Annotated in this window: 26 protein-coding genes; 21 read left to right on the top strand and 5 right to left on the bottom strand. The window is 73.0% G+C overall.

The window, feature by feature from the left end; all coding sequences use genetic code 11:
* Nucleotides 1-3: 3 nt before the first annotated feature.
* The gene (locus tag ABD332_RS35180; protein ID WP_344506922.1) at nucleotides 4-999 is read right to left on the bottom strand and encodes an ABC transporter permease; all 996 of its coding nucleotides are present in this window, start codon (nucleotides 997-999) and stop codon (nucleotides 4-6) included.
* A 285-nt stretch (nucleotides 1,000-1,284) separates the two neighbouring features.
* On the opposite strand from ABD332_RS35180, the gene ABD332_RS35175 reads away from it, so the two are divergent.
* From ABD332_RS35175 to ABD332_RS35165, 3 genes are read left to right on the top strand one after another with little or no spacing between them, the layout of a single operon-like run.
* The gene (locus tag ABD332_RS35175) at nucleotides 1,285-3,237 is read left to right on the top strand and encodes an N-acetylmuramoyl-L-alanine amidase (protein ID WP_344506920.1); all 1,953 of its coding nucleotides are present in this window, start codon (nucleotides 1,285-1,287) and stop codon (nucleotides 3,235-3,237) included.
* Nucleotides 3,238-3,245: 8 nt separating this feature from the next.
* A complete protein-coding gene (locus ABD332_RS35170; RefSeq protein ID WP_344506918.1) occupies nucleotides 3,246-4,538 on the top strand; it encodes a C39 family peptidase in 1,293 nt (430 codons plus the stop codon).
* Nucleotides 4,539-4,549: 11 nt separating this feature from the next.
* The gene (locus tag ABD332_RS35165) at nucleotides 4,550-6,142 is read left to right on the top strand and encodes a glycoside hydrolase family 10-like protein (protein WP_344506916.1); all 1,593 of its coding nucleotides are present in this window, start codon (nucleotides 4,550-4,552) and stop codon (nucleotides 6,140-6,142) included.
* Here the strand turns inward: ABD332_RS35165 and ABD332_RS35160 are convergent.
* Nucleotides 6,070-6,645 (bottom strand): hypothetical protein, encoded by a 576-nt coding sequence (locus ABD332_RS35160; RefSeq protein ID WP_344506914.1) that lies wholly within the window; start codon nucleotides 6,643-6,645, stop codon nucleotides 6,070-6,072. The genes ABD332_RS35165 and ABD332_RS35160 overlap by 73 nt on opposite strands.
* Nucleotides 6,646-6,686: 41 nt before the next feature.
* Entirely contained in the window at nucleotides 6,687-7,844 is a 1,158-nt protein-coding gene (locus ABD332_RS35155; RefSeq protein WP_344506912.1) for a lysylphosphatidylglycerol synthase transmembrane domain-containing protein, read from the bottom strand.
* A gap of 237 nt (nucleotides 7,845-8,081) precedes the next feature.
* On the opposite strand from ABD332_RS35155, the gene ABD332_RS35150 reads away from it, so the two are divergent.
* Entirely contained in the window at nucleotides 8,082-8,300 is a 219-nt protein-coding gene (locus tag ABD332_RS35150) for a hypothetical protein (RefSeq protein ID WP_344506910.1), read from the top strand.
* Between the two features lie 71 nt (nucleotides 8,301-8,371).
* Nucleotides 8,372-9,460, top strand: coding sequence for a glycoside hydrolase family 18 protein (locus ABD332_RS35145; RefSeq protein ID WP_344506908.1), 1,089 nt, complete (start codon nucleotides 8,372-8,374; stop codon nucleotides 9,458-9,460).
* Nucleotides 9,461-9,682: 222 nt separating this feature from the next.
* Here ABD332_RS35145 and ABD332_RS35140 read toward each other — a convergent pair whose 3' ends face one another.
* A complete protein-coding gene (locus tag ABD332_RS35140) occupies nucleotides 9,683-10,219 on the bottom strand; it encodes an SMI1/KNR4 family protein (RefSeq protein ID WP_344506906.1) in 537 nt (178 codons plus the stop codon).
* 13 nt (nucleotides 10,220-10,232) lie between these two features.
* On the opposite strand from ABD332_RS35140, the gene ABD332_RS35135 reads away from it, so the two are divergent.
* Entirely contained in the window at nucleotides 10,233-10,733 is a 501-nt protein-coding gene (locus tag ABD332_RS35135) for a hypothetical protein (RefSeq protein ID WP_344506904.1), read from the top strand.
* 56 nt (nucleotides 10,734-10,789) lie between these two features.
* Here ABD332_RS35135 and ABD332_RS35130 read toward each other — a convergent pair whose 3' ends face one another.
* On the bottom strand, nucleotides 10,790-11,293 hold the full coding sequence (locus tag ABD332_RS35130) for an SMI1/KNR4 family protein (RefSeq protein WP_344506902.1): 504 nt from the start codon (nucleotides 11,291-11,293) through the stop codon (nucleotides 10,790-10,792).
* 137 nt (nucleotides 11,294-11,430) lie between these two features.
* Between ABD332_RS35130 and ABD332_RS35125 the strand changes: the two genes are divergently transcribed.
* The 15 genes from ABD332_RS35125 to ABD332_RS35055 all read left to right on the top strand — a co-directional run bounded on the left by ABD332_RS35125 (nucleotide 11,431) and on the right by ABD332_RS35055 (nucleotide 24,497).
* The gene (locus ABD332_RS35125; RefSeq protein WP_344506900.1) at nucleotides 11,431-11,940 is read left to right on the top strand and encodes a hypothetical protein; all 510 of its coding nucleotides are present in this window, start codon (nucleotides 11,431-11,433) and stop codon (nucleotides 11,938-11,940) included.
* A gap of 804 nt (nucleotides 11,941-12,744) precedes the next feature.
* Entirely contained in the window at nucleotides 12,745-15,051 is a 2,307-nt protein-coding gene (locus ABD332_RS35120) for a transglycosylase domain-containing protein (protein ID WP_344506898.1), read from the top strand.
* A 71-nt stretch (nucleotides 15,052-15,122) separates the two neighbouring features.
* Nucleotides 15,123-15,680: a Pvc16 family protein gene (locus tag ABD332_RS35115; RefSeq protein WP_344506896.1), complete on the top strand. Its 558-nt coding sequence runs from the start codon at nucleotides 15,123-15,125 to the stop codon at nucleotides 15,678-15,680.
* Nucleotide 15,681: 1 nt separating this feature from the next.
* The gene (locus ABD332_RS35110; protein WP_344506894.1) at nucleotides 15,682-17,106 is read left to right on the top strand and encodes a phage tail sheath family protein; all 1,425 of its coding nucleotides are present in this window, start codon (nucleotides 15,682-15,684) and stop codon (nucleotides 17,104-17,106) included.
* A gap of 8 nt (nucleotides 17,107-17,114) precedes the next feature.
* Nucleotides 17,115-17,558, top strand: a complete 444-nt coding sequence (locus ABD332_RS35105) for a phage tail protein (protein WP_344506892.1) — start codon at nucleotides 17,115-17,117, stop codon at nucleotides 17,556-17,558.
* Nucleotides 17,555-17,941, top strand: a complete 387-nt coding sequence (locus ABD332_RS35100) for a hypothetical protein (RefSeq protein ID WP_344506890.1) — start codon at nucleotides 17,555-17,557, stop codon at nucleotides 17,939-17,941. Before ABD332_RS35105 ends, ABD332_RS35100 begins: the two co-directional genes overlap by 4 nt.
* A complete protein-coding gene (locus tag ABD332_RS35095; RefSeq protein ID WP_344506889.1) occupies nucleotides 17,938-18,102 on the top strand; it encodes a DUF6760 family protein in 165 nt (54 codons plus the stop codon). The genes ABD332_RS35100 and ABD332_RS35095 overlap by 4 nt, the downstream gene beginning before the upstream one ends.
* Nucleotides 18,099-18,554, top strand: coding sequence for a hypothetical protein (locus tag ABD332_RS35090; RefSeq protein WP_344506888.1), 456 nt, complete (start codon nucleotides 18,099-18,101; stop codon nucleotides 18,552-18,554). Before ABD332_RS35095 ends, ABD332_RS35090 begins: the two co-directional genes overlap by 4 nt.
* Complete coding sequence (locus tag ABD332_RS35085) at nucleotides 18,551-18,985, top strand: phage tail protein (RefSeq protein ID WP_344506887.1); 435 nt, start codon at nucleotides 18,551-18,553, stop codon at nucleotides 18,983-18,985. The genes ABD332_RS35090 and ABD332_RS35085 overlap by 4 nt, the downstream gene beginning before the upstream one ends.
* Nucleotides 18,986-19,012: 27 nt before the next feature.
* Nucleotides 19,013-19,762, top strand: coding sequence for a CIS tube protein (locus ABD332_RS35080; RefSeq protein WP_344506885.1), 750 nt, complete (start codon nucleotides 19,013-19,015; stop codon nucleotides 19,760-19,762).
* On the top strand, nucleotides 19,759-21,324 hold the full coding sequence (locus ABD332_RS35075) for a VgrG-related protein (RefSeq protein WP_344506883.1): 1,566 nt from the start codon (nucleotides 19,759-19,761) through the stop codon (nucleotides 21,322-21,324). The genes ABD332_RS35080 and ABD332_RS35075 overlap by 4 nt, the downstream gene beginning before the upstream one ends.
* Nucleotides 21,325-21,344: 20 nt before the next feature.
* Entirely contained in the window at nucleotides 21,345-21,620 is a 276-nt protein-coding gene (locus ABD332_RS35070) for a PAAR domain-containing protein (protein WP_344506881.1), read from the top strand.
* Nucleotides 21,617-22,072, top strand: coding sequence for a GPW/gp25 family protein (locus tag ABD332_RS35065; RefSeq protein ID WP_344506879.1), 456 nt, complete (start codon nucleotides 21,617-21,619; stop codon nucleotides 22,070-22,072). Before ABD332_RS35070 ends, ABD332_RS35065 begins: the two co-directional genes overlap by 4 nt.
* Nucleotides 22,072-23,976 carry a putative baseplate assembly protein gene (locus ABD332_RS35060; protein ID WP_344506877.1) on the top strand — a complete coding sequence of 635 codons (1,905 nt, stop codon included), beginning with the start codon at nucleotides 22,072-22,074 and terminating at the stop codon, nucleotides 23,974-23,976. Before ABD332_RS35065 ends, ABD332_RS35060 begins: the two co-directional genes overlap by 1 nt.
* Nucleotides 23,973-24,497: a phage tail protein gene (locus tag ABD332_RS35055; protein ID WP_344506876.1), complete on the top strand. Its 525-nt coding sequence runs from the start codon at nucleotides 23,973-23,975 to the stop codon at nucleotides 24,495-24,497. Before ABD332_RS35060 ends, ABD332_RS35055 begins: the two co-directional genes overlap by 4 nt.
* The last annotated feature ends 5 nt before the right edge of the window (nucleotides 24,498-24,502 follow it).

Below are 24,502 nucleotides of genomic sequence, written 5' to 3'. Positions count from 1 at the left end.
GGCCTACCGGGTAGATCTCGGGTCGAGCGCGTCGCGGACGGCGTCGCCGAACAGGTTGAAGGCGAGGACCAGCACGAAGATCGTCACGCCGGGGAAGAACACGTACGCCGGGTCGGTCTGCAGGTAGTTGAGGCTGCGGAAGATGGTGCGCCCGAAGTCGGGCGTCGGCTCCAGCATCCCGATGCCGAGGAAGGACAGGGCCGCCTCGCTGGTGATGTACGCCGGGATCGACAGCGAGAACACGACGATGATCGGCGCCCACAGGTTCGGCAGCAGTTCCTTGAACAGGATCCGCGGGGTCCGGGCGCCGGTGGCCCGGGCGGCCTCGACGAACTCGCGTTCCCGCAGCGACAGCACCTGGCCGCGCACGAGGCGGGCGGTGCTGGTCCAGCCGAACGCGGCGAACAGCCCGATCAGCACGACGACCCGGAACCAGCCCGGCACCGCCTCGCGCGGGCCGTAGAAGGCGAGCTCCAGGGGCCGGATCAGGGCGAGGGTGAAGATGAGGAACGGCAGCGCGAGGGCGACGTCGGTGATCCAGTTGATGATCGCGTCGACCCAGCCGCCGAGGTAGCCGGAGATGATCCCGGTGAGCACGCCGAGCGTGGTGGTGACCAGCGCCGCGGCGAACGCGATGCCCAGCGAGGTGCGCATCCCGTAGACCATCTGGATGAACAGGTCCCGGCCGAGGCCGGGCTCGAGGCCGAACCAGTGGGTGCCCGTGACACCGCCGGCCACCCCGTACGGCATGCCGAAGCGGTCCAGGTCGTCCTTGAACGAGTCCAGCGGGCCGATCCCGTACACCTTCTCGATCAGCGGCGCGGCGAGGCCCACGACGACGAGCACCGCCGACACGACGCCGCTGGCCAGGGCGGTGCGGTCGCGGCGCAGGCGCAGCCAGACCGCCTGCGTGAGCGACCGCGCGGCGATCCCGCCGGCCGGCTCGCGGTCCACGGCCGGCGGGTCCACCCGCTCCGATTCCAGTGGTACGACGCTCATGACGCCACCCACCTCCCCGGCATCGACGACATCGACTGTAGGTAACCGTCGACGTGCGACGTACCAGTGAAGGTAATCTACAAACCTTTCGCCGTCACTGGTCCGCTGTAACGGATCTGCATACCTTGCTGTCCGTTCTTGTTCATACTGTTCCGGACAAATCGGTCGAAATCGCTCCGCGATCCCGTAGGTTCCCTACGCTTCGAGGCAACTCGCCGTTAGGGATTGACGGCAAAGATTGCTATGCGTCACGCTGTGCCCAGCCATCCGCAGTCAGGAGGTTCGATGCGCCTTAGCCGCAGGTCCTTCATGCTCGGCGCCGCGGTCGCCCTGGTGTCCACCGCCACCGCGGTGCCCGCCGCCCCCGCCGCCGCCGCGCCGGCCACTCGCCAGGCCGCATACGCCGACGCCTCCGCCACCTGGGGCGTCCCGGTCGGCGTCCTGCTCGCCGTGTCCTATCTGGAGTCCCGGTGGGACACCAACCGCGGCGCGCCCAGCACCAGCGCCGGGTACGGCCCGATGCACCTCACCGACGCCGCCGCTCTCACCACCACGGCCCAGCCGCACCACGACACCGGTGACGCGCGCGGCGACGACTCCCGAGCCCCGAAGACCGTCCCGGCCGTCACCTCCGGCGCGGGCGGCCCGGCGCTGCAGACCCTCGACCGGGCCGCCGAGCTCACCGGCGCGTCGGAGACGGCGCTGCGCACCGACCCGGCCGCCAACATCAACGGCGGGGCCGCGCTGCTCGCCCAGTACCAGCACGACGCCGGCGCACCCGGCGGCGCTGCCAGCGACCCGGCCGCCTGGTACGGGGCCGTCGCGAAGTACAGCGGCGCCGACACCACCGACGCCGCGGCCGCGTTCGCCGACGAGGTGTACGCGACGCTGCGGGACGGCGCCAGCCGTACCACCGACGACGGCCAGCTCGTGACGCTCGCCGCGCAGCCCAGGATCAGCCCCGTCACGACGTGGCTGGACCGGCTCGGCCTGCGCCGGCCGCCGGCCCGCCCGGACGGCCTCGAGTGCCCGGTGGACATCTCGTGCGAGTGGATCCCCGCACCGTACGAGCAGTTCGGCGACGGCGACTACGGCAACCACGACCTCAGCGACCGCCCGGCCCGGCAGCGGATCGAGTACATCGTCATCCACGACACCGAGGCCAGCTACGACACCACGCTGAAGCTCGTGCAGGACCCGACGTACGTCAGCTGGCACTACACGCTGCGCTCCGTCGACGGGCACGTCGCCCAGCACGTGAAGACCAAGGACGTCGCGTGGCACGCCGGCAACTGGTACGTCAACGCCAAGTCCGTCGGGCTGGAGCACGAGGGCTACGCCGCGCAGCAGGGCGCCTGGTACACGGAGGCGATGTACCGCTCGTCGGCGAAGCTCGTGCGCTACCTCGCGGCGCGCCTGGCCATCCCGCTCGACCGGCAGCACATCATCGGCCACGACAACGTGCCGGGGACCGTGCCGTCGACGGTGAGGGGCATGCACTGGGACCCGGGCCCGTACTGGGACTGGAGCCACTACTTCGACCTGCTGCACGCGCCGTTCGTCCAGTTCGGCACGCCGCGCACCGGCCTCGTCACGATCGACCCGGACTACGGGCAGAACCAGCTGCCGTTCACCGGGTGCACGGGCACGCCGGACACCCCCTGCCCGGCGCACGGCTCCTCGTCGGTGCTGCTGCGCACCGCGCCCGCCGCGGACGCGCCGCTGCTCAGCGACATCGGCCTGCGCCCCGGCGGCGAACCGGCCACGATGCAGGTCTCCGACCACGGCGCCCGCGCCGCCGCCGGGCAGACCTACGCCGTCGCCGACCGGCAGGGCGACTGGACCGCGATCTGGTACCTCGGCCAGAAGGGCTGGTTCCTCAACCCGCCGGCACGCCCAGCGGCGAAGTGGTCGACCGGCCTCGTGGTCACCCCCAAGGCCGGCAAGACGACGATCCCGGTGTACGGGCGCGCCTACCCGGAGGCGACCGCCTACCCGGCCGGCGTGCCGGTCCAGGCGATCACGCCGCTGCAGTACACCTTCGCCGCCGGCCAGCGCTACACCCTCGGCGGCATCGTGCCCGGCGAGTACTACCGGGCCGTGACCTTCGACGGCTCCTCGCCCGGCGACTGGACCGTCATCCGCGGCCAGAACCGCTACGCGCAGGTCCAGTTCGGACACCGGGTCATGTTCGTGAACCTGGACGACGTGCAGATCCTGCCGTCGTTCCTTCCCTAGGAGCGGTCATGAGACGAACGTTCGCCATCGTCGTGCTCGCCGTCGCGTCGCTGCTCCCGGCGGCGCCCGCGGTGGCCCACCCTGGGCCCGTCCAGCACGACGAGCAGATCACGTTCCATGCCTGGCAGAGCTTCCCGCAGTGGCTCAGCGGCAGGAGCGAGGGCACCCGGGCGGTGCCGGGCCGCAAGCCGTTCCTCACCATCGGCGGTGCCGCGGGGACCGCCGACGGCTGGGACTACGCGACCTGGACCTCGCCGGTGCAGCGCGTCGGCTTCGGCGCCAGCGAGCTCGTCGCGTCCTGGAACGCCGACACCCCGGCCGGGACCTGGCTGCAGGTCGAGCTGGAGGGCACCTACACCGACGGCCGGGCGACCCCGCGGTACGTCATGGGCAAGTGGGCGAGCGGTGACCAGGACATCCACCGCGCCACCGTCGACGGCCAGAGCGACGGCGTCTCGTCGATCTGGACCGACACCTTCTCCATCGACGACGCCTCGGCCGGCGTGCTGCTGCAGTCCTACCGGCTGCGGCTCACCCTGTACCGCAAGGCGGGCACGACCGCGGCGCCGCGCGTCTACCTCGCCGGGGCCATGGCCTCCAACGTGCCGGACCGCTTCACGGTCCCGGCCAGCGCCGGGCACATCGCCTGGGGCCGGGAGCTGGCGGTCCCGCGCTACTCGCAGAACATCCACGAGGGCCATTACCCCGAGTACGACAACGGTGGCGAGGCCTGGTGCTCGCCGACGTCCACGGAGATGGTCGTCGAGTACTGGGGCAAGCACCCCCGCCCGGAGGACCTCGCCTGGGTCGACCCCACCGACCCGGACCCGCAGGTCGACAACGCGGCCCGCAGCACCTACGACTACACCTACGAGGGCGCCGGCAACTGGCCGTTCAACACCGCCTACGCGGCCACCTACGGCCTCACCGGCATCGTGACCCGGCTGCACTCCCTCGACGAGGCCGAGCGCTTCATCGCGGCCGGCATCCCCGTCGTCACCTCGCAGTCGTTCCTCGCCACCGAGCTGACCGGCGCGAACTACTCCACGTCCGGGCACCTGTTCGTCATCGTCGGCTTCACCGCCACCGGTGACGTGATCGTCAACGACCCGGCGTCCTCGTCGAACGACGCGGTCCGCAACGTCTACAGCCGCACCGAGTTCGAGCAGGTGTGGCTGCGCACGAAGCGGTACCGCGCGAACGGCACCGTCGCCTCCGGCAGCGGCGGCATCGCCTACCTGATCGCCCCGTCCACCGCGCACTGGCCGCGGGTCCCGGGCTCGTCCAACTGGCTCTCGTGAAGGTGACCCTGATGTTCGCCCGTCTTTCCGCCTTACTCTGCCTGGCCGCCGCGTTCGTGGCGACCGCACCCGCCTCGGCCGCGGTCGCCACCGAACCGGTGGTTTGCGTGACGGACCCGGCCACGCCGAAGCACCAGATGCGGGCGATGTGGATCGCCAGCGTCGTCAACATCGACTGGCCCTCCGCGCAAGGCAAGACCGAGGCCGAGCTGAAGGCCGAGTACGACGGCTGGCTCGACCTCGCCGAGTCGCTCAACTACAACACCGTCATCGTGCAGGTCCGCCCGCACGCCGACGCGTTCTGGCCGTCGCCGCTGGAGCCGTGGTCGCAGTACCTCACCGGCGTCGCCGGCCAAGACCCCGGCTGGGATCCGCTCGCGTACCTCGTGTCCGAGGCGCACGCGCGCAACCTGGAGTTCCACGCCTGGTTCAACCCGTACCGGGCGAGCATGCCCGCACCCGGCGGCGCCGGCACCGACGTGTCGAAGCTGCCGGCCAACAGCCCGCTGCGGGTCCACCCCGACTGGGCCGTGCCCTACCCGGTGAACAACGCCGCCGGCCGGCTCTACTTCAACCCCGGCATCCCCGAGGCGCGCGCCTTCGTCGAAGACGCCGTCATGGACGCGGTCACGAAGTACGACATCGACGGCGTGCACTTCGACGACTACTTCTACCCGTACCCCGCCGCCGGCCAGGACTTCGGCGACGACGCGACGTTCGCCCAGTACGGCGCCGGCTTCGCCACCAAGGCCGACTGGCGCCGCGACAACATCGACCAGCTCATCCGCGAGCTCGACGGCCGCATTCACGCCGCCAAGCCGTGGGTCCGCTTCGGCGTCAGCCCGTTCGGCATCTGGCGCAACAAGGCCGCCGACCCGCTCGGCTCCGACACCAACGGCACCCAGTCCTACGACGCCAACTCCGCCGACACCCGCAAGTGGGTGAAGGAGGGCTGGGTCGACTACATCGTGCCGCAGGTGTACTGGAACATCGGCTTCGCCGTCGCCGACTACGCGAAGCTGGTGCCGTGGTGGGCGGACGTCGTCGCCGGCACCGACGTGCAGCTCTACATCGGCCAGGCCGACTACAAGGTCGCCGCCGCGGGCCAGCCCGCCGCCTGGTTCGACCCCAACGAACTGTCCAACCACCTCACGTTCAACCGCCAGTACCCGCAGGTCCTCGGCGACGTGCACTTCAGCGCCGTCCAGGTCCGGGCGAACCGGCTGGGGTCCGAGACCATCCTCGCCGCCGAGCACCACACCCGCCCGGCGTTCCCGCCGGCCTGGGGTCCCGCCAAGCCGCTGCTCTTCCCGGTCATCACCGGCGCCCGGCGCACCTCGGCCGGCACGGAGCTGCGGTGGCGCCCCACCGCGAACGGCGCCGGCCCGTTCGCCGAGGTCACGTCCTACGGGGTGTACCGCCTCGACGGCACGACCGCGGCCCGCGCCTGCGACCTGGCCGACGCCACGAACCTGATCGCCACGGTCCGCGGCACCTCGTTCACCGACACGACCGCCGAACCCGGCAAGCACTACACGTACGTGGTGACGGCGCTGGACCGCCGCTGGCACGAGAGCCCCGCCAGCCCGCCCCGCTGGATCTGACCGCACACCGTCAGGCCCGTACCTGGTCGCCGGACCGGGTACGGGCCTGACGCTTGCGACAATCTGCCGGCGGCGGGCAACCCCACCATCGCGGACGGGTTCGTCAACCGGTTCGCGATCAGCACCTCGATGACCTGACCATGCGTAGCGACGGCCACGTCCCGAACCGGGCAGGCCTGGTCGATGACACCCGCGATGTCCAAAACGGCGCGAGAAGTGCGGATCACGGGCGAGGACGGATCACGCAGCCGCGGTTCGCACAGCGCGACAAGCACCTTGAAGTACTTCGCGGTCTCGTCCAGCGGGAACGCCACGCGCGTCGCGTCGGCCGAGCCGTCGGGCTGCGCCTGGTGGTCGGCGTAGAGGTGCTGCGGCGCGAAGACGTAGAACGGCGAGCACCGATCGACACTGGGCACGACGACCCGGGCGAACTCGAACGGCACCGGCATGTACCAGTCGGCGGACGGCCGGCACTTCTCCCCGTTCCCGCTGGGGTAGGTCACCCGCCGGTGGGTTGCTGCCGGGGCGGCGCAGGACGACCGCTTCACGGTGACCGGTCCGGGCGGGGGCGGCGCAGGACGACCGCGGCGGCCCCGCCGAGCGGGATGAGCAGCCAGCACGACAGCAGGCGGTAGAGCAGGACGGCGGCGGTCGCGGCGATGGCGGTCGCGCCCGACGCGGTCAGGCCCGCGACCAGAGCGGTCTCGATCACGCCGATGCCGCCCGGGGACAGCGGCACCTGCCGGACGATCTGGACGCCGAGGTAGATGCCGGCCAGCGCGGGCAGCGCCACCGGCAGGCCCAGCGCATACGTGCAGGCGGCCAGGCAGCACAGGTCGGTCACCCAGTTCGCGGCGGCGTAGGCGATGACGGCCCACCAGTCGCGGGCGCGCAGGCCGGCACCCGCCCGCCACGCCTCCCGGGCCGAGGCGAGGAGGCGCTGCACGTACCGGCGGATCCGGCCCTTCGGCGGGGGCCTCCGCGGGTCGGCGGGCTTGGCGTCGATGAGGCGCCGGCCGAGGACGATGACGGCGGCCGTCAGGGCGACGATCCCGGCCACGATCGCTAGAGGACGCCAGGTCAGGGACGTCGTGGTGCCGTACGCGGCCAGGGCGGCGCCGCCCGCGACGTACATGAGCGCGAGGCCGCCGATCGAGGCGAGCCCGGACACGATCGCGGTGACCGCGCCGAGCTCCTTGGGGGCGCCGGCGCGCTCGTACTCGCGGATCGCGTAGCCGGTGGAGACCGCGGCGCCGGCCGGGACCGAGATCGAGATCGCGGTGCGGGCCAGGGTGATCGCCAGCACCCGGCGACGGCGGATCCGGACGCCGAGCGCCGAGAACAGGTACTGCTGCTGCCCCGCGAACGCGGCGACCGACCCGGCCTGCAGCAGCCCGGCCAGGGCGACCCAGCCCCACGAGGCATTGCTCAGCGAGTTGAGCAGGTCCTGCGGGTCGGGGAGCCGCCCGCGCAGGCCGATCGCCGCCAGCACCACCACGGAGACGACGACGAGCAGCAGCCGCAGCCACCGGCTCCGCCAGGTCCCGGTCGCCATCTCCTCGGGCGCCGCCACGTCGTTCTTCTGCTCGGGCACCGCCACGGCGCTGCGCGCCGTCCTCTGGCCGGGTGTCGGGGCCGTCTCCTCGTCGGGTACTGCCAGGTCCTCGGGCGGTGTTGCTTCCTCGGGCGGTGACGACGGCATGATCCGATCTTTGCAAACGGCCCGGCCGGACCTGCCCGCACCCCCGCTGAGCAGCACCGGCGGCCACGATCGTCGCGCGGATGTGTCCGATCAGGCAGCCGCCCACGGCCCGCGGGCGACCACGGCCCTGTCGAGAAGCCGAGTGTTGCATCGATTTAGCTGAGGTCGCCGGGCACGACGCCGACATAGGCTCGGCGCCATGCACATGACAGCACCCGAACGCTGCCGACCGGTGCCATGACGGCACGCGTCTTCGTCGTCGTGTTGGGCGAGCAGGACTACCGATACGGCACCGGTGAGCTGCGCCTCCGGGTCGAGTCCGTCGACCGCGCCGGCCCCATCGAGTTCGACGGCGAGCCATGGCTCCAGGTCCGCGGCGTCCGTCTGCGCCGCGACGGCACCGAGGTGGGCCGGCTCCAGGTCCTCGTCCGCGCCGCGCGACTCCCCGCGGTGTAACGCTTTCGCTCCGTATATCGCTGCGGGCCGCGGCCGTGTACAGCCGTCGATCCAGTGTTTACCTTCTTTGCATGCGCCGAATACTCGCTGTGCTCGCCGCGCTACCCATCCTGGTCACCGCCGTGCTTGTCGCGCTCGCCCGGCCGGCGGCCGCGGCGGTGACGCCACCGCAGATCTACGGCGCGTGGCACTGCGGCAACGACTTCTGCACCTGGGGCACCGCCCGGACCGTGGCGGCGTTCGACGCCCAGAACCACTGGCTGGTCGACCGCGGCGACGGCCGGCCGTCGGTCAACGTCGTGGTGCTGAGCTTCGTCGACCCGGGGAAGCTGCTGAACCTCACCGACGACGCCACGACGGTGGCCGGCGTCCCACGCGGCATGACCCCGGAGATCGTCGGCTACTTCACCGGCCGCGGGATCCGCGTCATGCTGTCGATCGGCGGCATCACCTACACCGACGCGTGGAACGCGGCCCTCACCTCGAACGCCGCCCAGCTCGGCCGCAACGCCGCCGCCGTCGCCCGCCGGCTCGGCGTCGGCATCGAGATCGACTACGAGGAGAACACCGCCCCCAACCTGACCGGACTGCAGGCCTTCATCGACGCGTACCGCGCGGCCCTGCCCTACGACGCGTCCGGCGCCGACCCGGCGGCCCGCCTGACCATCGACGTCGCGGCCGGCGACCGGTGGCTCATCGCCCTCAACCGCAAGGCCACCGCAGACTGGCTGCGCACCGACCGCCCGGTCCTCGACTACGCCAACGCCATGGTCCCCTCGAAGCAACCGTCAGCGAGCGCGGCGATCGCCAACTGGCAGGAACACATCGACGGCAAACCCACCTACAACCCGGTGGTCCCGCCGCTCGCCCCCGCCAAGTTCACCGGCGGCCTGTACGTCGCCCAGGGCAGCCGCCCACTGCCCGAGTGCACCAGCTACGCCACGTCGCTGCAACGCTCCACCGGCACCTTCGTCCAGTCAGCCGCCCCGAACGGCGCCGGCACCACCGCCGGCCTGCTCGGCTACATGTTCTGGGCCGCCGAACGCCCAGCCACCCGCGGCATCGGCACCGTCCCCCCGAACACCTGCGAAGGCGGCATCGGCGCCGGCGCCACCGCCTACCAGATCCCCATCCCCTTGCCCCCACTCCGCCAGACCTGACCCACGACGGGGGCACGTGCGCGCGACCGGAGTCACCACCGGAGAGGGGGCCAGGTGGTGCCCCCGGTCGCGCCGCGTGCGTCGTGCTCGGCGTGGCCGTTGAGGGTCCAGCAGGTATGTCCGCTATTACGGATCGGTCGGCACCCGAATCGGCCGAACAGCTGGCAACCCGTCCGTCCGCCGTGCCGTCCTGTTTCGCAGCCGGGTCGGATGACGCGAGTCCTACTCCCACTCCACTCCGCCGTCGACGATCTGGTAGCTGTTGTCCAGCCACGGTGCTCCACCCAGCAGCGCGGACCGGAGCTCGCTGTAGAGCTCCTCAAGACCTGTCCATGACCCCATCGCGTCCTCGCCGTTCTCGGGCTCCCAGAGAAAGGTTCGACCGGTGTCCACGTCTGGGGTGTGGTCGACGACCAGGTAGCCGCCGCACCGGTCGGCAGCGAGCGGCACCCAGTGCACGACCCATGCCTCCGGGTTGGATGCGCGAGCGGTTGCCCTCAGGCGACTGGCGTCACCCGCGACACGGGCCGCGTTGGTGAGCCAGTAGGTCGGCGCCAGCTGGAAGCCGCCCATCTCCTCCGTTGCCCCGTTGTGCCAGAGCAGGGTGCTCGCGACCTCGGGCAGAAGCGCGAACCCGAGCCGCGACTCCAGCTCCTGCAGCTGCTCCTGGCTCGCCGGGGGGTGCAGCAGGGACAGTGTCCGGGGTGCGTTCGCGGCGAGCCACTGGTCGAGGTCGGCGAGGATCACGGCAACCGTCACGGTTTCAGATGATATGCCCGGGGGGTGGTGGTCGCTGCTGCAGACGGCGGCCTTGCTGGAGAACCTCGCGACGACGATGTACGACGCCGCCCGGAAGTTGTCCGTGGAGTCCGGCGTGCTCGACCTCTGTACCAGGGCCGCAGCCATCCACACCGAGCATGCCCGGGCGTTCAACGAGGCGGCCCTGCTGGTCGTCCAGGCGCTGCTGACCGCGGGCCAGCCGTTCCCGCCCGACCCGGTGAAGCTGCCCGCTCCGGCGCTCGCGGCGGGTGTCGCGCACGCAATGTTCCCCGTCGACCGCGCCTCTCCCGCCGGCGAGGGGCGGTGTGACGGCCACCCGCCGGGTGCTCCCGCTCGGCGTCGCGGGGCTCGGCGCGGCGGAGACGGCGGGGATCGGCTGCTGGTCTGGGACGTGGTTGCGGACGCGGTGACCGCGGTCGTGGTGTCCGACGCGAGTTGCGTGGCGTTCGGGGACGCCGCCGGCGGTCCGGTGCCGGTGACCGAGTCCCCTTGATCGGACGACTGCATGTCACAGAGCGACGACACGACCCTGACGATGCGCGCTCGGCGTCAGCCGATGTACTCGCTGAAGCTGTCCCAGACCACATCGGGGACCATGCCGGTGGTGAGGTCGCCGTCGTTGAGGTCGTAGACCTTGCCGTACTGGTCCCGGGACCGATCGCAGCACAGGTAGTGCAGGTGCCGCCAGCCGTACCCGCCGATCTCGAGCCAGAAGCCGACCTTGCGCATCGACGCGATCGACGCCTTGTGCTCCCAGTCCGGAGCGTCCTCCTGCTCCGTGACGGCCCGCTCGTACAGCCCCGCGGTGGCCGCGAGCGCCGTGGAGAACCGGTGGACCTCCCAGCCGTACGGGTCCGGAGCACCGTTGGGGGCCAGGGTCCACAGGCCGCCACCATCGGTACGGACGAATTCGGCGTAGTCGGCGGGGATCTCGACCGTCTCGGCACCATGGATCGCGACGATGAGCGCGGTCAACTCGCCGGGAAGAGCGAGGGACGTCGCCCGCTCGACCGGCTTGTCGTCCCGGACGAGGCGCGGGTTGACACTGATCATCCCGCCGAGAATACGCCTCGCGGGACGGACCCGGCCCGGGCTCCCGGACCGGCATCTGCTGCCCCTGCACCCGCCGGTAGGCGGACGCCGGTTGCGTCGGCGGTCGCCTACGGCCGCCGACGCGTAGCCTGAGCCGCATGCCGACTCACAGATCGATCGTCGATGCGCAGATGCGCACTGAGATCGCGCAGGTACTGGCAGATCTGGGCGAATCGCTACTGTTGCACCGGGTGGCCGGCGGAGCGGGGAGTCGTGCGTTGTATCTGCTTCGCTCCCTCGCCGACTTGGATCACGCGCTCCGGGCGGGGAAGCCGTCGGACTCCTACACGGTCTTCGTCCGGCCTGAATTGTCCTACCGTGGACAGGCGTCGTCCGCCCTGTTGGAACTCGCTCTCGCTCAACTTGTCGGGGATGCCGAGCTCGTGTTCGGGGTCCTCGCCGCGGACGGCCCCGAGCTCCGCGACGACATGGTCGCCTGGGCGCCGGACCCGGACGCCGTGGCCGATCTGGTCGACTGGTTCGCCGAGCACGACGGGGCCACGATCGCGTTCGGTCCGTATCCGCCGTTCTGCAGCGATGATCCTGCGGTGAACCTGCAGGGCTACCTTCCTGACCCAGACGGCACGATTCGCGTCGGCGCCTATTGAGACTTCCGCGGATGGGCGGATATTTCGGTTTCGCGACAGCAGCCCATAGCGACGCAGCGGCGGCGGGACGGCCCGGCCTGGCGCACCTTGCCGAAGGTCCTACGAGACCGTGCGGGGCTGGGCTGACAGACGGACCTGGGTCCAGCCGCTGGGGTCTACGGTGCCAGCGACGGTCAGGTCCGTCGACTTGCCGCCGAGGCCGACACGGTGACGGTCTGCGTCGCGGTCTGCACGCTGAACTGAGCATCGAGCAGGACGGCGCCGCCGGGGGTCAGTACCGCACGGTCTCGTAGGAGTCCGGCCCGACGCACCAGGCCCGCAATCCCCACGGGCCTGGTGCGTCGGCGCAACACGGGCCGCCGACAGCGGGCGGTCACCGCACCAGACATCGCCGGCATCACGCGGACCCTCGACGCCGACCTCACGCCGCAGTGCCATCCACCCATCATGCCTGTGTGCGGTGGACGGATACTGGCAGGGATGGGTGTCGGCCTGCACGTATGAGGGCGAGTGGCGCGACGCCGTGGTGCGGTCGCTGCTCACGCTCAAGGCGCTCACCTACGCGCCGACCGGGGGGATCGTGGCCGCGGCGACCACCTCGCTGCGGGAGAAGCTGGGCGGCGTGCGCACCTGTCGACCGCCCTGGCCGCCACGGAGGCCCGCGCCGAGGAAGGCCTCAAGTAGCGCTTCTCGTCGTTGCTGTGTGTCACGGTCATGTACCCAAACACGCAGGATCCCCCGGATCCGTTCACTGTCTGTACGATCTGTGGCGATCGATGGCCATTCGACGACGGGGCAGACGACATGGACGACGACCAGAGCAGCGAGCGGCCGGCGCCGAAAGCGCCTGACGCGGCCGGCACGGATGAGGCCGCAGGCGCGCCGGAGGCGGTGGACCGTGCGCCGGCCGCTGCCGGTACACCGGAAGCCGCCGGGACACCAGCGGGCAAGGGCCGGCGGAGGCGGTGGCGGAAGGTCCTGCTCAGGTCGGCGCTCGTGCTCGCCGTCATCGCCGGGCTCGGGCTGGTTGGGGGCACGTACTACTACGACAGCGTCGCCATGCCCAGCGACATCACCATGGATCGGGTGACGACGATCTACTACGCCGACGGCACGACGCCGATGGCGCGGATCGGTTCGGTCAACCGGACGCTGGTCACGTTCGGGGACATCCCCGTCGACGTGCAGCACGCGTTCGTCGCGGCGCAGGACCCGACGTTCTACACCAACAGCGGCGTCGACTACTGGGAGGCGGCCGGCGCGGTGTGGAACCATGTCGCCGGCGACGGCCGGCACGGCGGGTCGACGATCAGCCAGCAGTACGCGCGGCGCTGGGCCGAGCTCGAAGGCACGTCGTTCGCGCGGAAGGCGCGCGAGGCGGTCATCGCGACCAAGCTCAACCGGCAGTACAGCAAGGACCAGATCCTCGAGCAGTACCTGAACATCATGTACTTCGGCCGCGGCGCGTACGGGGTGCAGGCGGCGGCGCAGGCGTACTTCGGCAAGTCGGTGAAGGACCTGACGGCCGCCGAGGGCGCGGTGCTCGCCGGGCTCGTCGACAACCCCGAGGGCGACGGCAAGGGCAGCCCGTTCGACCCGACGGTCGACGCCGAGCGGGCCCACGAGCGGTTCGACGAGATCAAACGGCAGATGGTCGAGCTCGGCTTCGTGACGCCGGCCGACGCGGACCAGAAGCTGGCCTACCCGGCGAAGGTGCTGACCGCGGCGCAGGCCCGCGCGGACGCGACCAAGGTGGCCGGCGGCATGGACAAGCCCGAGGGCCTGATCGTCCACCACGTGCTCGGCGAGGTGGCGGCGCTGACCGACCCGAAGACCGGGCAGCCGCTGTACGAGGACGCCGCGCCCGACGGCAGGAAGCACTTCGACCGGCTCCGCAACGGCGGCCTGAAGATCGTCACCACGATCGACAGGACCGCACAGCAGATCGCGGTGCGCGAGGCCGGCCGCAACGCCGAGTCCAACATGGACAAGCAGCCGGCAAACCTGCAGGCCGCGCTCGTCGCGATCGAGCCCGGCACCGGCGCGGTCAAGGCCTACTACGGCGGCGACACCGGCAACGGCGGCGACTACGCCGGCTCCTATGCCGACCCGGTGCTCGGCGACGGCACCGACAGCTGCTGCGGCGGGCACCCCGCCGGCGCGTCGTTCGACGTGTACACCCTCGCGGCCGGCCTGAGCGCCGGATACTCCATCGACTCGTACTGGAACGGCGAGTCGCCGCAGGAGTTCCCGGGCAGCGGCCGGACGAGCCGCAACCCGATCAGGAACGCCGGTGAGAACCCCACGGCGGCGCCGGCGTGCAGCTCGGGCTCGCCGAAGTGGTGCACGCTCAGCGAGGCCACCGTCATGGCGCTCAACACGCCGTACTTCGCGCTCGCCGCGGCGGCCGGCCCCGCGAAGGTGATCGACACGGCCCACGCCGCGGGGATCGGGAGCATGTGGGCCTCCATCGACGGCAGGTTCGTGAAGGTCGACCTGGCGAAGGCGCCGGGCAAGGACGTCTTCCCGAAGTACTTCAACACGGAGGTGGGCCTCGGCCAGTACCCGGTGACCGTGCTCGACCACGCCGCCGGCATGGCCACGTTCGCCAACCGCGGGGTCGCCACGAAGGCGCACTTCCTCAAGGAGGTGTGGACCGACGGCAAGAAGACCTACGGCGAGGTCGTCAACCCGAAGCGGATCCCGGGCTTCACCGAGGCCATGGCCGACGACCTGAACGCCGTCCTGCAGGGCGTGCCGAAGCGGTACGGCCTGCGCACCCACGACGACCGCCAGCTCGTCGGCACCGCCGGGGCGTGGCAGCTGGCCCAGACCACCGACAACGCGCACGCGTGGATGGCCGGCTACGCGGCCTCCGACCCCGCCAGGAAGTCCAGCGGTCTCGCCGTCGCCGTGTGGGTCGGCAACAAGAGCGAGGAGCAGAAGATCGTCGACCGGGACGGCAGGGCGATCATCGGCGGCACGCTGCCCGGCGCGATCTGGCGCGACTTCCTCGACGCCGCGCTGACCGCGCTGAACGTCCCTGTCGCCACGTTCCCGCCGGCGACGCACACCGGCGACAAGGTGCTCGGCACGGGGGTGAAACCGTAGCGGCGTTAAGCCGGCGATGACTCGTCGATGAGGGGTGGGGTGCATGCTCACCCCGTGACGAGGTCCGGTCGGTGGCGCCGGTGATCGCCGAGGTGGGGCGGGCGCTGAGCGCGTTGCTGTACGAGGAGCTGGGCCGCGAGGTCCAGCTGTCGCTCGACGCGCCCGTGGGGGACATGTCGGTGCGGGTCGACGTGTCCCTGTTCGACCTCGCCGAGGACGTGACGCGGCGGCAGCACGGCGCGGTCCGCCTGCACGACGAGGACGGGCGGGTCGTCGGGGTGCGGCCGCCGCCGCGGTACATCGTGCTGTCATACGCCGTGACGGCCTGGGCGGTCGACCCGCTCGCCGCGCACGGGCTGCTCGACGCGGTCCTCCAGATGGCCCTGCGCCATCCGGTGCTGCCCCCGGAGCACCTCGCGTCCATCGCGGAGCCCGTGACCATGGCGCTGCGGGATGCGCCGCCCGGGCTGTGCGCCGGACTGGGCATCCCGCTGAAAGCGGCCGTGTGCCTCGCCGTCACCGTCCCGGTCACCCCCGACATGGCGCGGCCCGTGGGCCCGCCGGTCGGGACCGGGCTGCGGCTGAGCATCGCCGACCCACAGCACCGACCGGCTCTGACGGAGGCATGACGTGGCACCCAGCTATCTCGCGCCCGGCGTGTACGTCGAGGAGATCGAGGGCGGGAGCCGCCCGGTGGCGGCGATCGGCACCTCGGTCCCCGCGTTCGTGGGCCTCGCCGAACAGGGGCCGTTCAACACGCCGACGATGGTCGCCGACTGGGCCTCGTTCCGGCGGACCTTCGGCGACTTCGTGGCCGGCACCTACCTGGGCCACGCGGTCTACGGCTGGTTCCTCAACGGCGGCGGCGACTGCTACATCGTGCGCGTCGGCGCCGGCCGGATGGAGCTGCCGTCTGCCACCGCCGGCGCCTACCGGTTCATCGCCAACGACGGGCAGACGGCCGACCGGATCAGCGTCGAGGTGACCCACGACGATGTGCGCGTCTACCTGGACGACCGGCTCACGGAGACGATCGGCAGCGTTCAGAGCGTCAACGAGACATCGCGCCTCATCCACGTCGAGTCCGGCAACTGGCGGGAGAAGGCGCGCCCCGGCCGCTTCCTGCTGCACGCGGACGCGCCCGACCTGCACGCCGACGACTTCGTCGGCGACGCGGCCGACCGGACCGGGCTCGGCGGCCTGGAGTCCGTGCAGGACGTGTCGACGGTCGTCGTGCCCGACCTGATGGCGCTGTACCAGCGCGGCGACCTCGACCTTGACGCGGTGAAGGCCGTTCAGCTGGGGATGATCGCGCACTGCGAGATGATGGGCGACCGGATGGCGGTGCTGGACCCGCCGCCGGGGCTGTCGCCGATGCAGGCGCTGGAGTGGCGCCGGGACGCCGCCGGGTTCGACTCGAAGTACGCCGCCCTCTACTACCCGTGGATCCGGGTGTTCGACCCGGTCGAGGGGCGCACGCGGTCGGTGCCGCCGAGCGGGCACATCGCCGGGGTCTGGGCGCGCACCGACGCGACCCGGGGCGTGCACAAGGCGCCCGCCAACGAGGCGATCCGGGGCGCCGTCGACCTCGACGTGCGGCTGTCGGCGAGCGAGGTGAGCCTGCTCAACCCGGTCGGGGTCAACGCGCTCATGGCGCAGCCGGGCCGGGGCATCCGGGTGTGGGGCGCCCGCACGATGTCGTCGGACCCGGCCTGGCGGCACCTGAACGTCCGGCGGCTGTTCAACCACCTCGAACGCTCGATCCTGTACGGCACCCAGTGGGCGGTGTTCGAGCCGAACGACGCGGAGCTGTGGGCCAAGGTGCGGCGCACCGTCGCGGCGTTCCTCACGGAGCAGTGGCGCCGGGGCGCGCTCTTCGGCCGCACCCCCGACGAGGCGTTCTTCGTCGTCTGCGACGCGAGCAACAACCCGCCCGAGTCCGTCGACAGCGGCGCGGTGATCTGCGAGGTCGGTGTCGCGCCGGTACGGCCGGCGGAGTTCATCGTGTTCCGGCTGGCCCAGTCCGCGTCCGGCGCGGCGTTCCTCGAGGGGTAGGCGCGGTCATGGCACTGGCGGACTACGACGCGGCGCTCGGGCACTCGTTCGGCCTGGAGATCGACGGGATCGTCATCAAGCAGATCTCCGAGGTGCGCGGGCTGAAGATGGAGCACGACGTCATCGAGGTCAGGCAGCACACCGCCGACGGGCGCTACGTGGTGCGCAAGCTGCCCGGCCGCAGCCACGGCGGCGAGCTCACGCTGGTGCGCCCGCTCACGGCCGACAACGGCTTCGAGAAGTGGCTGCAGGCGGCCAGGTTCGGCCGGATCGGCGAGGCCCGGCGCGGCGGCGCGGTCATCGTGTACGACCAGGAGGGCAGCCCCCTGAAGCGGTACCGGATCAGCGGCGCCTGGCCGCGCAGCCTCGAGATCGGCGCGTTGCGGGCGGGGGACCCCGGCGTGCTCACCGAGACCCTCATCGTCACCTACGAGCAGATGGAGGTCGAGTGAGCGCGCCCACCGGCCTGCGGACCGAGTTCCCCTTCGAGCTGCCGCGCGGCTACGTGGACCCGGCCGGCGTGGTGCACCGCGACGGCGTGATGCGCCTCGCCACCGCGCGGGACGAGCTGGTGCCGCTGCGCGACGACCGGGTGCGGGAGAACCCGGCGTACCTGACGGTGGTGCTGCTGGCCCGGGTCGTCGTGCGGATCGGCACGGTGACCGACATCCACGCGGGGCTGGTCGAGGACCTGTTCGCCGTCGACGTCGCCCACCTGCAGGACCTGTACCGGCGGCTCAACACCGACGGCCCGCCGACCGCCTCGGTGACCTGCCCCGGCTGCGGCACCGGGATCGCCGTCGACCTGTCCGGCAGCCGCCTGGGGGAATCGTGACGTACGCGGCCGACCGGCTCCACGAGGAGACCGCGTACCTCGCCTACCACTTCCACTGGTCCCTGGACGCGATCCTGGACCTGGAGCACGCAGACCGGCGCCGCTACGCGACCGAGATCGCGCGGATCAACACCCGGCTGAGCGCGGGCGGCGCGCGGTGACCGGCCCCGCCACGCACCGGGACCCGAGGGCGCTCGCCGGCGCCGGGCCGTCCGTCGTCGACCCGCGGCCGCCGGCCGTCCTGGCCGTCCCGGCGGTCCGGGTACGGGTGGCGCCCGGCGGCAGCCGCCGCATCCCGCTGCCCCTGGCCGTGCCCGCGCCGCCGCCCCCGCCGCGGCCCGCGGTGTTCGAGCCCACCGGCGCCGCACCCGTCACCCGCACCGCGGTGTTCCCGCCGCCGGCGGCCTTCCCGGCGCCTCCCGCGCCCGCCGAGCGGGTCGTGGTCTTCCCGGCGTCGTCCGCCCCGCCACCGGCGCCGGGCGCCGCCGCGCCGCCGGCCCCGCCGCCGGACCTCGACGCGCTCGCCGCCCGGCTGCTGGATCCGTTGCTGCGCAGCATCACCGCGCGGCAGCGGGCCGAACGCGACCGCCGTGACGGGCACGGCCGCCGGTGAGCGACTGGAGCGACGACTACGCGGTGTACTTCGTCGTCAGCATCGACGACGAGAGCCTCGGCGCCTTCGACAGCTGCGAGGGCCTGGGCGCGGAGGTCGTCGTCGAGGAGCGGGCCGAGGGCGGCAACAACGGCTGGGTCTGGCAGCTGCCGACGGGGGTGCGGTACTCCAACGTGCGGCTGTCCCGCCCGGTCACGCCGGACAGCGCGAAGCTTGCCCGGTGGTTCACCGGCGCGCCCGGCGGCGTGCGGCGGGCCACCGCGGTCATCGAGGCGCGCAGCGCGTCGGGGGCGGTCGTCGCCCGCTGGGCGCTGCGTGACGTGCTGCCGGTGCGCTGGAGCGGCCCGCGGCTGGACCCGGGGCGCGCCGCCGTCATCACCGAGACCGTGGAGCTCGCCCACCACGGCTTCATCGGCTCCTGGGCAGGCTGAGATGACCACGGCCGGAGGTGGGTGCGTGTGACGACGCCCGTCAGCCTGAGCACCGTCCACTCCGGACACCCGTCGGCCGCGGCGCCCGCCGGTCTGCAACGGGCCTACCTGGAGCTGCGTGAGCCGGCGCCGGGCGGGACCCCCGGCGCGCCCGGCGACGCGGTGCTCGGCGTCATCGAGTTCCAGTTCAACCCGACCGAGCTGATCGTCACCAAGCACACCCGGTGGCGCCGCGACCCGCAGCGCGACGCCCGGCGCAGCGGACCGCCGCAGTTCACCGGCGCCGAGCCGAGCCGCCTGCAGGTCGAGATGTTCTTCGACGCCACCGATACGATGGACGACCGGGTCGTCGCGGCCGTCGAGCGGCTCTTCGAGTGCTGCGTGCCGACCGAGCGCAGCCGCGCGGGCCGGCGCGGATCCCCGCCGTGGGTGCTGTTCCACTGGGGCGGCACGATGAGCTTCCCCGCGTATGTCAGCAGCGTCACCGCCAGGTACAGCCTCTTCACCCCGGACGGCACGCCGGTGCGCGCCACCTGCGCGGTGACCCTGGAGGAGCTGTCCACGGAGGCGCCGTCCGGGCTGCGGCGGGCCGCGCCGCCGGGCGAACGCGTCCACGTCGTCGCCGCCGGTGACACGCTCACGTCGGTGGCGTTCGAGGCGTACGGCGACCCGGCGGCCTGGCGGCGCATCGCCGAGGCCAGCGGGATCGACGACCCGCTGCGCCTCACGCCGGGCACGCGGCTGGTGATCCCCGGGCCGCGGGGCGGTGCGCCGTGACGTTCCTGATCGAGGTCGACGGGGTCGCGCTGCCCGACGACGTGGCGGCGATGCTGACGTACGCACGGGTCGACGACGACACCGGGCTGCCGGCGATGTTCACCCTCCGGTTCGGCGACCCGCAGCAGGCCGCGCTCGACAAGGCCGGTCTGCGCATCGGCGCCGAGGTTTCCGTCCGCGTCCCGGTGCCGGGGCGGCCCGCCCGGACGCTCACCGACGGTGAGGTGACCTCCGTCGAGCGCGAGTTCGGGCCGAGCGGCACGACCACCGAGGTGCGCGGGCTGGACGCCACCCATCGGCTGCAGGGCGCCCGGCGGGTGGTCGCGTACCTCGGCATGAGCGTGTCGGAGATCGTCGCCGCGATCGCCGCGCGGGCCGGGCTGCGCGCCGTGCCGGTCGCCGAGACCGGCGCCGCCGCCCGCGCCGTTTGGGACGGCCAGCTCAGCCAGGACGACGTCACCGACTGGGAGTTCCTGCTGCGGCTCGGCGACCTGTTCGGCGCGCGCCCGGCGGTCGTGGCCGGTGCGCTGCACTTCGCCCCCGCGGACGACGGCGCCGAGCCGCTGCCGCTGGCGGCCCGGTCGCTGCTGGCGCTGCGGGCCACCCGCAGCCGCCCGGCGGCCGGTGCCGTGGCCGCGCACGCGTGGGACCTGACGACGAAGCGCGCCGTGCAGGCGACGGAGCCGGTGCCGGGCGCGCCCGGCGGCGTCGAGCAGCGGGTCGGCGGCGTCGCGCACCGGCCCGACCTGGTGCGCGTGGCGGCGGGGGCGGCCGCTGCCGGCGGCGCCGCGGCCGTCGAGCTGGAAGGCCTCGCCGAGGGAGACCCGGCGCTGCGGCCCGGCGTCGCGGTCGAGCTCGTCGACGCGGGCGAGCCGTTCGAGGGCCGGCACGTGCTGACCGGCGTGCGGCACACGTTCGACGCGCAGGCCGGCTACACGACCGCCTTCACCGTCGCCCGCCCCACCCCGGCACCGCGGCCGCCCGGCCCGGTGCGCGGCCTGGTCCCGGCGGTCGTCGGCGACGTGCGCGACCCGCTCGGCCTGGGCCGGGTCCGGCTGATCCTGCCGTGGCTCGCGCCCGGCTACACCACCGGCTGGGCGCGCACCGTGCAGCCGGGCGCCGGCCCGGGCCGCGGCGCGCTGGTCCTGCCGGAGGTCGGCGACGAGGTCCTCGCCGGGTTCGCGGGCGACGACCTCGACGCGCCGTACGTCGTCGGCGGCCTGCACAACGGCGCCGATCCCGTGCCGCAGCTGTCGCGGGAGCCGGTCGACCCGGTGAGCGGCGCCGTCGCGGTCCGCGGGTTCGTGTCCCGGCACGGCCACCGCGTCGAGCTGATCGAGGACGGCGGGGTGCTGATCGCCACCGCCGGCGGCGCCGCGACGGTGCGCCTGGACAGCGTCACCGGCGCCGTCCACGTCAGCGGCCGTGGCGTGACCCTCGACGCCGGCGCCGGCGACCTGACCCTGCGCGGCCGGCGGGTCAGCGTCGAGGCGGACGCGGACGCCGAGATCACCGCGAACGGGCAGGCCGTCGTGCGCGCGGCCGTCATCAGGCTCAACTGACCACCGGAAGGAGAGGGGCGATGCGTCCCGCGGCAAGGATGGGTGACCCCACCGGGCACCCCGGCGTGCTCGTGGGCGGGGCACCGACCGTCCTCATCGGCGGCGCGCCCGCCGCCCGCCAGGGCGACCTGCACGTGTGCTCGTTCCCGCCGCCGGCGGTGCACCCGCCGTCCCCGGTGGCGACCGGCGCGCCCACGGTGCTCATCGGGGGCCTGCCGGCGGCCCGGTCGGGCGACATCACGGCATGCGGCGCGCCGATCGTGACCGGTTGCCCGACCGTCCTGATCGGCGGGTGAGGGCCGTGCACGCGGGGCAGCAGGGCCACGTCGGCGCCGGATGGGCGTTCCCGGCCGGCCTCGACGCGCTCGGCACGGTCGCGCTCGCCGGCGGCGACCGGCAGATCGAGCAGAGCATCCGGCTCATCCTCGGCACCGCGCCCGGCGAGCGGCCGATGCGCCCCGACTTCGGCTGCGCGCTGCACGAGCTCGTGTTCGCGCCCGCCGACGCGTCGACCGCCGGCCGGGCCGCGTACGAGGTGCGCCGCAGCATCGAACGCTGGGAGCCGCGGATCGCGCTGCACGACGTGACCGTCGGCTTCGAGCAGGCCGAGGCCGGCATGTTGACGATCACGCTGCGGTACACGGTGGTGGGCGAGCGCGACCCGCAGGCCGTGGCCGTGCCGTTCCAGTTGTTCCCCGCCGACGCGCCGGACCCCGCCGCGGCGGCGCCCGAACCGGAGGGCCGCTGATGCCCACGCCCGCACCCAACCTCGACGACCGCGACTTCCAGAGCCTGCTGGACGACGCGCTGCGGCACGTCCGCGCCCGCTGCCCCGAGTGGACGGCCACCCAGCCGTCCGACCCGGGCGTCACGCTGCTGGAGGCCGTGGCGACCCTCGTCGACCAGCTGATCTACCGGCTCAACCGGGTGCCGGAGCTGCACGAGCGGCGGCTGCTGGAGCTCATCGGGATCGTCCCGTACCCCGCTCAGGCGGCGCGGACCGAGGTGACGTTCCTGCTGTCGGCGCCGCAGCGGCAGCCCGTGCGGGTCCCGACCGGCACGCAGGTCACCGCGGTGCGCACCGGCGACGAGCGGCCGCCGGTCTTCACCACGACCCGCGAGGGCGTAGTCCTACCGGCGGCGCTGGCCTACGTCCTGACCGCCGCCGGCGGCCCGCTCAGCGACCGGACGGCCGAGCTGACCAGCGGGGTCGGCGTGGCTGCCTTCGGCGACCCTGCGCGGCCCGACGACGCGCTCTACTTCGGGCTCGCGGCCCCGGCCGCGAACGCGGCGCTGCTGCTGCAGCTCCGGTTCGACGCCCCCGGGTACGGCATCGACCCCAACCGGCCGCCGATCGTGTGGGAGGCGTCCACCGACGAGGGCTGGCTCGCGTGCGACGTGGAGGCCGACGGCACCGGTGGGCTCACCCGGGACGGCGACGTGCTGCTGCACGTGCCGACGAAGCACCGCGACCGGGTCCTGATCGACCGCCGCGCAAGCTGGCTGCGGGCCCGCCTCCTCGGCCACGAGACCGGTTACGTCAATCCGCCGGTGATCCGCGCCTGCTCCGCCGTCGCGGTCGGGGTGACCGTGACCGCCGCGCACGCCGACGTCATGGACCCCGAATCCCTCGGTGTCTGCGAGGGCCGGCCCGGCCAGCGGTTCCGGCTCGAACGCGGCCCGGTCGTGGCGGGCTCGGGCGTGATCGAGGTCGACGAGGGCGACGGATGGCAGGCGTGGCCGGAGGTCGCCACGTTCGCCGACCTGGACGCCGAGCAGCGGGCGGTGCGCGTCGAGCACGACGAGGTGGTGTTCGGCCCGGCGATCCGCCAGTCGGACGGGTCGATGCGGCAGTTCGGCGCCGTCCCGCGGCGGGGCGCGGTGGTCCGCGCCGCCGGGCACCGCCGTGGCGGGGGTCGCCGCGGCAACGTCGCCGCCGGCACGCTGACCGTCCTGCGCGACGCGATCCCGTTCGTCAGCCGGGTGACGAACCGCCGGCCGGCCGCCGGTGGCGTGCCCGCGGAGAGCGTCGCCGAGGCCGCAGCGCGGACGCAGATCCACCTGCGGACCAGGGGACGCGCCGTCACCGCAGAGGACTACGAGGTGCTCACCCGGGAGGCCGCGCCGGAGATCGCCCGGGTCCGGTGCATCGGCGACGAACAGGGTCTGGTGCACGTCGTCGTTGTGCCGGCGGTCACTGCCGGCACCACGCCGCGGCTCGACGACATGCGGGTCGACCGCGACATCACGCAGCGGATCGCGGAGTACCTGAACCAGCGCCGCTGCATCGGCGCCCGGGTCACCATCGAGTCGGCCAGCTACGTGGGTGTCACGGTTGTCGCGGCGATCCGGGCCCTGCCCGCGACGGATGTGGAGCTGCTGCATGCGGCGGCGGTCGCGGCGCTGGAGCGCTACCTGGACCCGCTGTGCGGCGGACCCGCCGGCACGGGCTGGCCCTTCGGCCGGGCCGTCGGCCACGGCGAGCTGTTCGCGCTGCTGCAGCCGCTGCCCGGCGTGGACACCGTGGACCATCTGGCCCTGCACGCCGCCGACGTGCTCACCGGCGAGCGGCTGGCGGCGCAGGACCGGGTCGACGTGCCGCGCAACGCGCTGGTGCTGTCCTTCGCCCACCAGGTGCGGGTGGTCGTGTGACATCGCCGGGCTCGCCGCATCCCGTGGCCGCCTTCCTGCCGGCGGTCCTCGCCGAGGACCGGTTCGTGGCGGGCGTCGCCCACGGCATCGACGACCTCCTCGCGCCGGTTCTGCTGAGCATCGACACCCTGGCCGAGTACCTGGACCCGCGGCTCGCGCCGGACGACTTCGTGGACTGGCTCGGCTCCTGGCTCGGGATCGTGCGCGACCCGGCGGTTCCGGCCGAGCGGCGCCGGAAGCTGCTTGCGAACGCCGTCGACCTGTACGGGTGGCGGGGCACTGTGTGGGGTCTCGAACGGTTCCTCGCCCTCGCGACCGGCGGCCGGGTGGAGGTGCACGACAACGGCGGCTGCGTCATCGAGGAGGAGGCGGTCGGTCAGTGGTCGGGCCCGGTGCGGGTCCGCGTGTTCGTGCCGGCGTCGGCGGGCCTGGACACCGCCTGGTACGAGCGGGTCGTGAGCGACCAGGTGCCGGCACACCTGCGGGCGGCGGTCGTGATCGAGATCGTCGGCGAGTGGTAGCGGGG

The organism is Dactylosporangium maewongense, from assembly GCF_039531485.1.
Taxonomy (GTDB): Bacteria; Actinomycetota; Actinomycetes; order Mycobacteriales; family Micromonosporaceae; genus Dactylosporangium; species Dactylosporangium maewongense.
This window is presented reverse-complemented; position numbering and strand designations above follow the sequence as displayed.

Excerpts from the sequence above, each read along its gene's own strand:
- ABD332_RS35125 (WP_344506900.1), top strand. The coding sequence starts at position 11,431 with ATGCCGACTCACAGATCGATCGTCGATGCGCAGATGCGCACTGAGATC.
- ABD332_RS35175 (WP_344506920.1), top strand. The coding sequence starts at position 1,285 with ATGCGCCTTAGCCGCAGGTCCTTCATGCTCGGCGCCGCGGTCGCCCTG.
- ABD332_RS35070 (WP_344506881.1), top strand. The coding sequence starts at position 21,345 with ATGCGTCCCGCGGCAAGGATGGGTGACCCCACCGGGCACCCCGGCGTG.
- ABD332_RS35180 (WP_344506922.1), bottom strand. The coding sequence starts at position 999 with ATGAGCGTCGTACCACTGGAATCGGAGCGGGTGGACCCGCCGGCCGTG.
- ABD332_RS35155 (WP_344506912.1), bottom strand. The coding sequence starts at position 7,844 with ATGCCGTCGTCACCGCCCGAGGAAGCAACACCGCCCGAGGACCTGGCA.
- ABD332_RS35170 (WP_344506918.1), top strand. The coding sequence starts at position 3,246 with ATGAGACGAACGTTCGCCATCGTCGTGCTCGCCGTCGCGTCGCTGCTC.
- ABD332_RS35105 (WP_344506892.1), top strand. The coding sequence starts at position 17,115 with ATGGCACTGGCGGACTACGACGCGGCGCTCGGGCACTCGTTCGGCCTG.
- ABD332_RS35060 (WP_344506877.1), top strand. The coding sequence starts at position 22,072 with ATGCCCACGCCCGCACCCAACCTCGACGACCGCGACTTCCAGAGCCTG.
- ABD332_RS35165 (WP_344506916.1), top strand. The coding sequence starts at position 4,550 with ATGTTCGCCCGTCTTTCCGCCTTACTCTGCCTGGCCGCCGCGTTCGTG.
- ABD332_RS35130 (WP_344506902.1), bottom strand. The coding sequence starts at position 11,293 with ATGATCAGTGTCAACCCGCGCCTCGTCCGGGACGACAAGCCGGTCGAG.
- ABD332_RS35150 (WP_344506910.1), top strand. The coding sequence starts at position 8,082 with ATGACGGCACGCGTCTTCGTCGTCGTGTTGGGCGAGCAGGACTACCGA.
- ABD332_RS35120 (WP_344506898.1), top strand. The coding sequence starts at position 12,745 with ATGGACGACGACCAGAGCAGCGAGCGGCCGGCGCCGAAAGCGCCTGAC.
- ABD332_RS35135 (WP_344506904.1), top strand. The coding sequence starts at position 10,233 with ATGCCCGGGGGGTGGTGGTCGCTGCTGCAGACGGCGGCCTTGCTGGAG.
- ABD332_RS35145 (WP_344506908.1), top strand. The coding sequence starts at position 8,372 with ATGCGCCGAATACTCGCTGTGCTCGCCGCGCTACCCATCCTGGTCACC.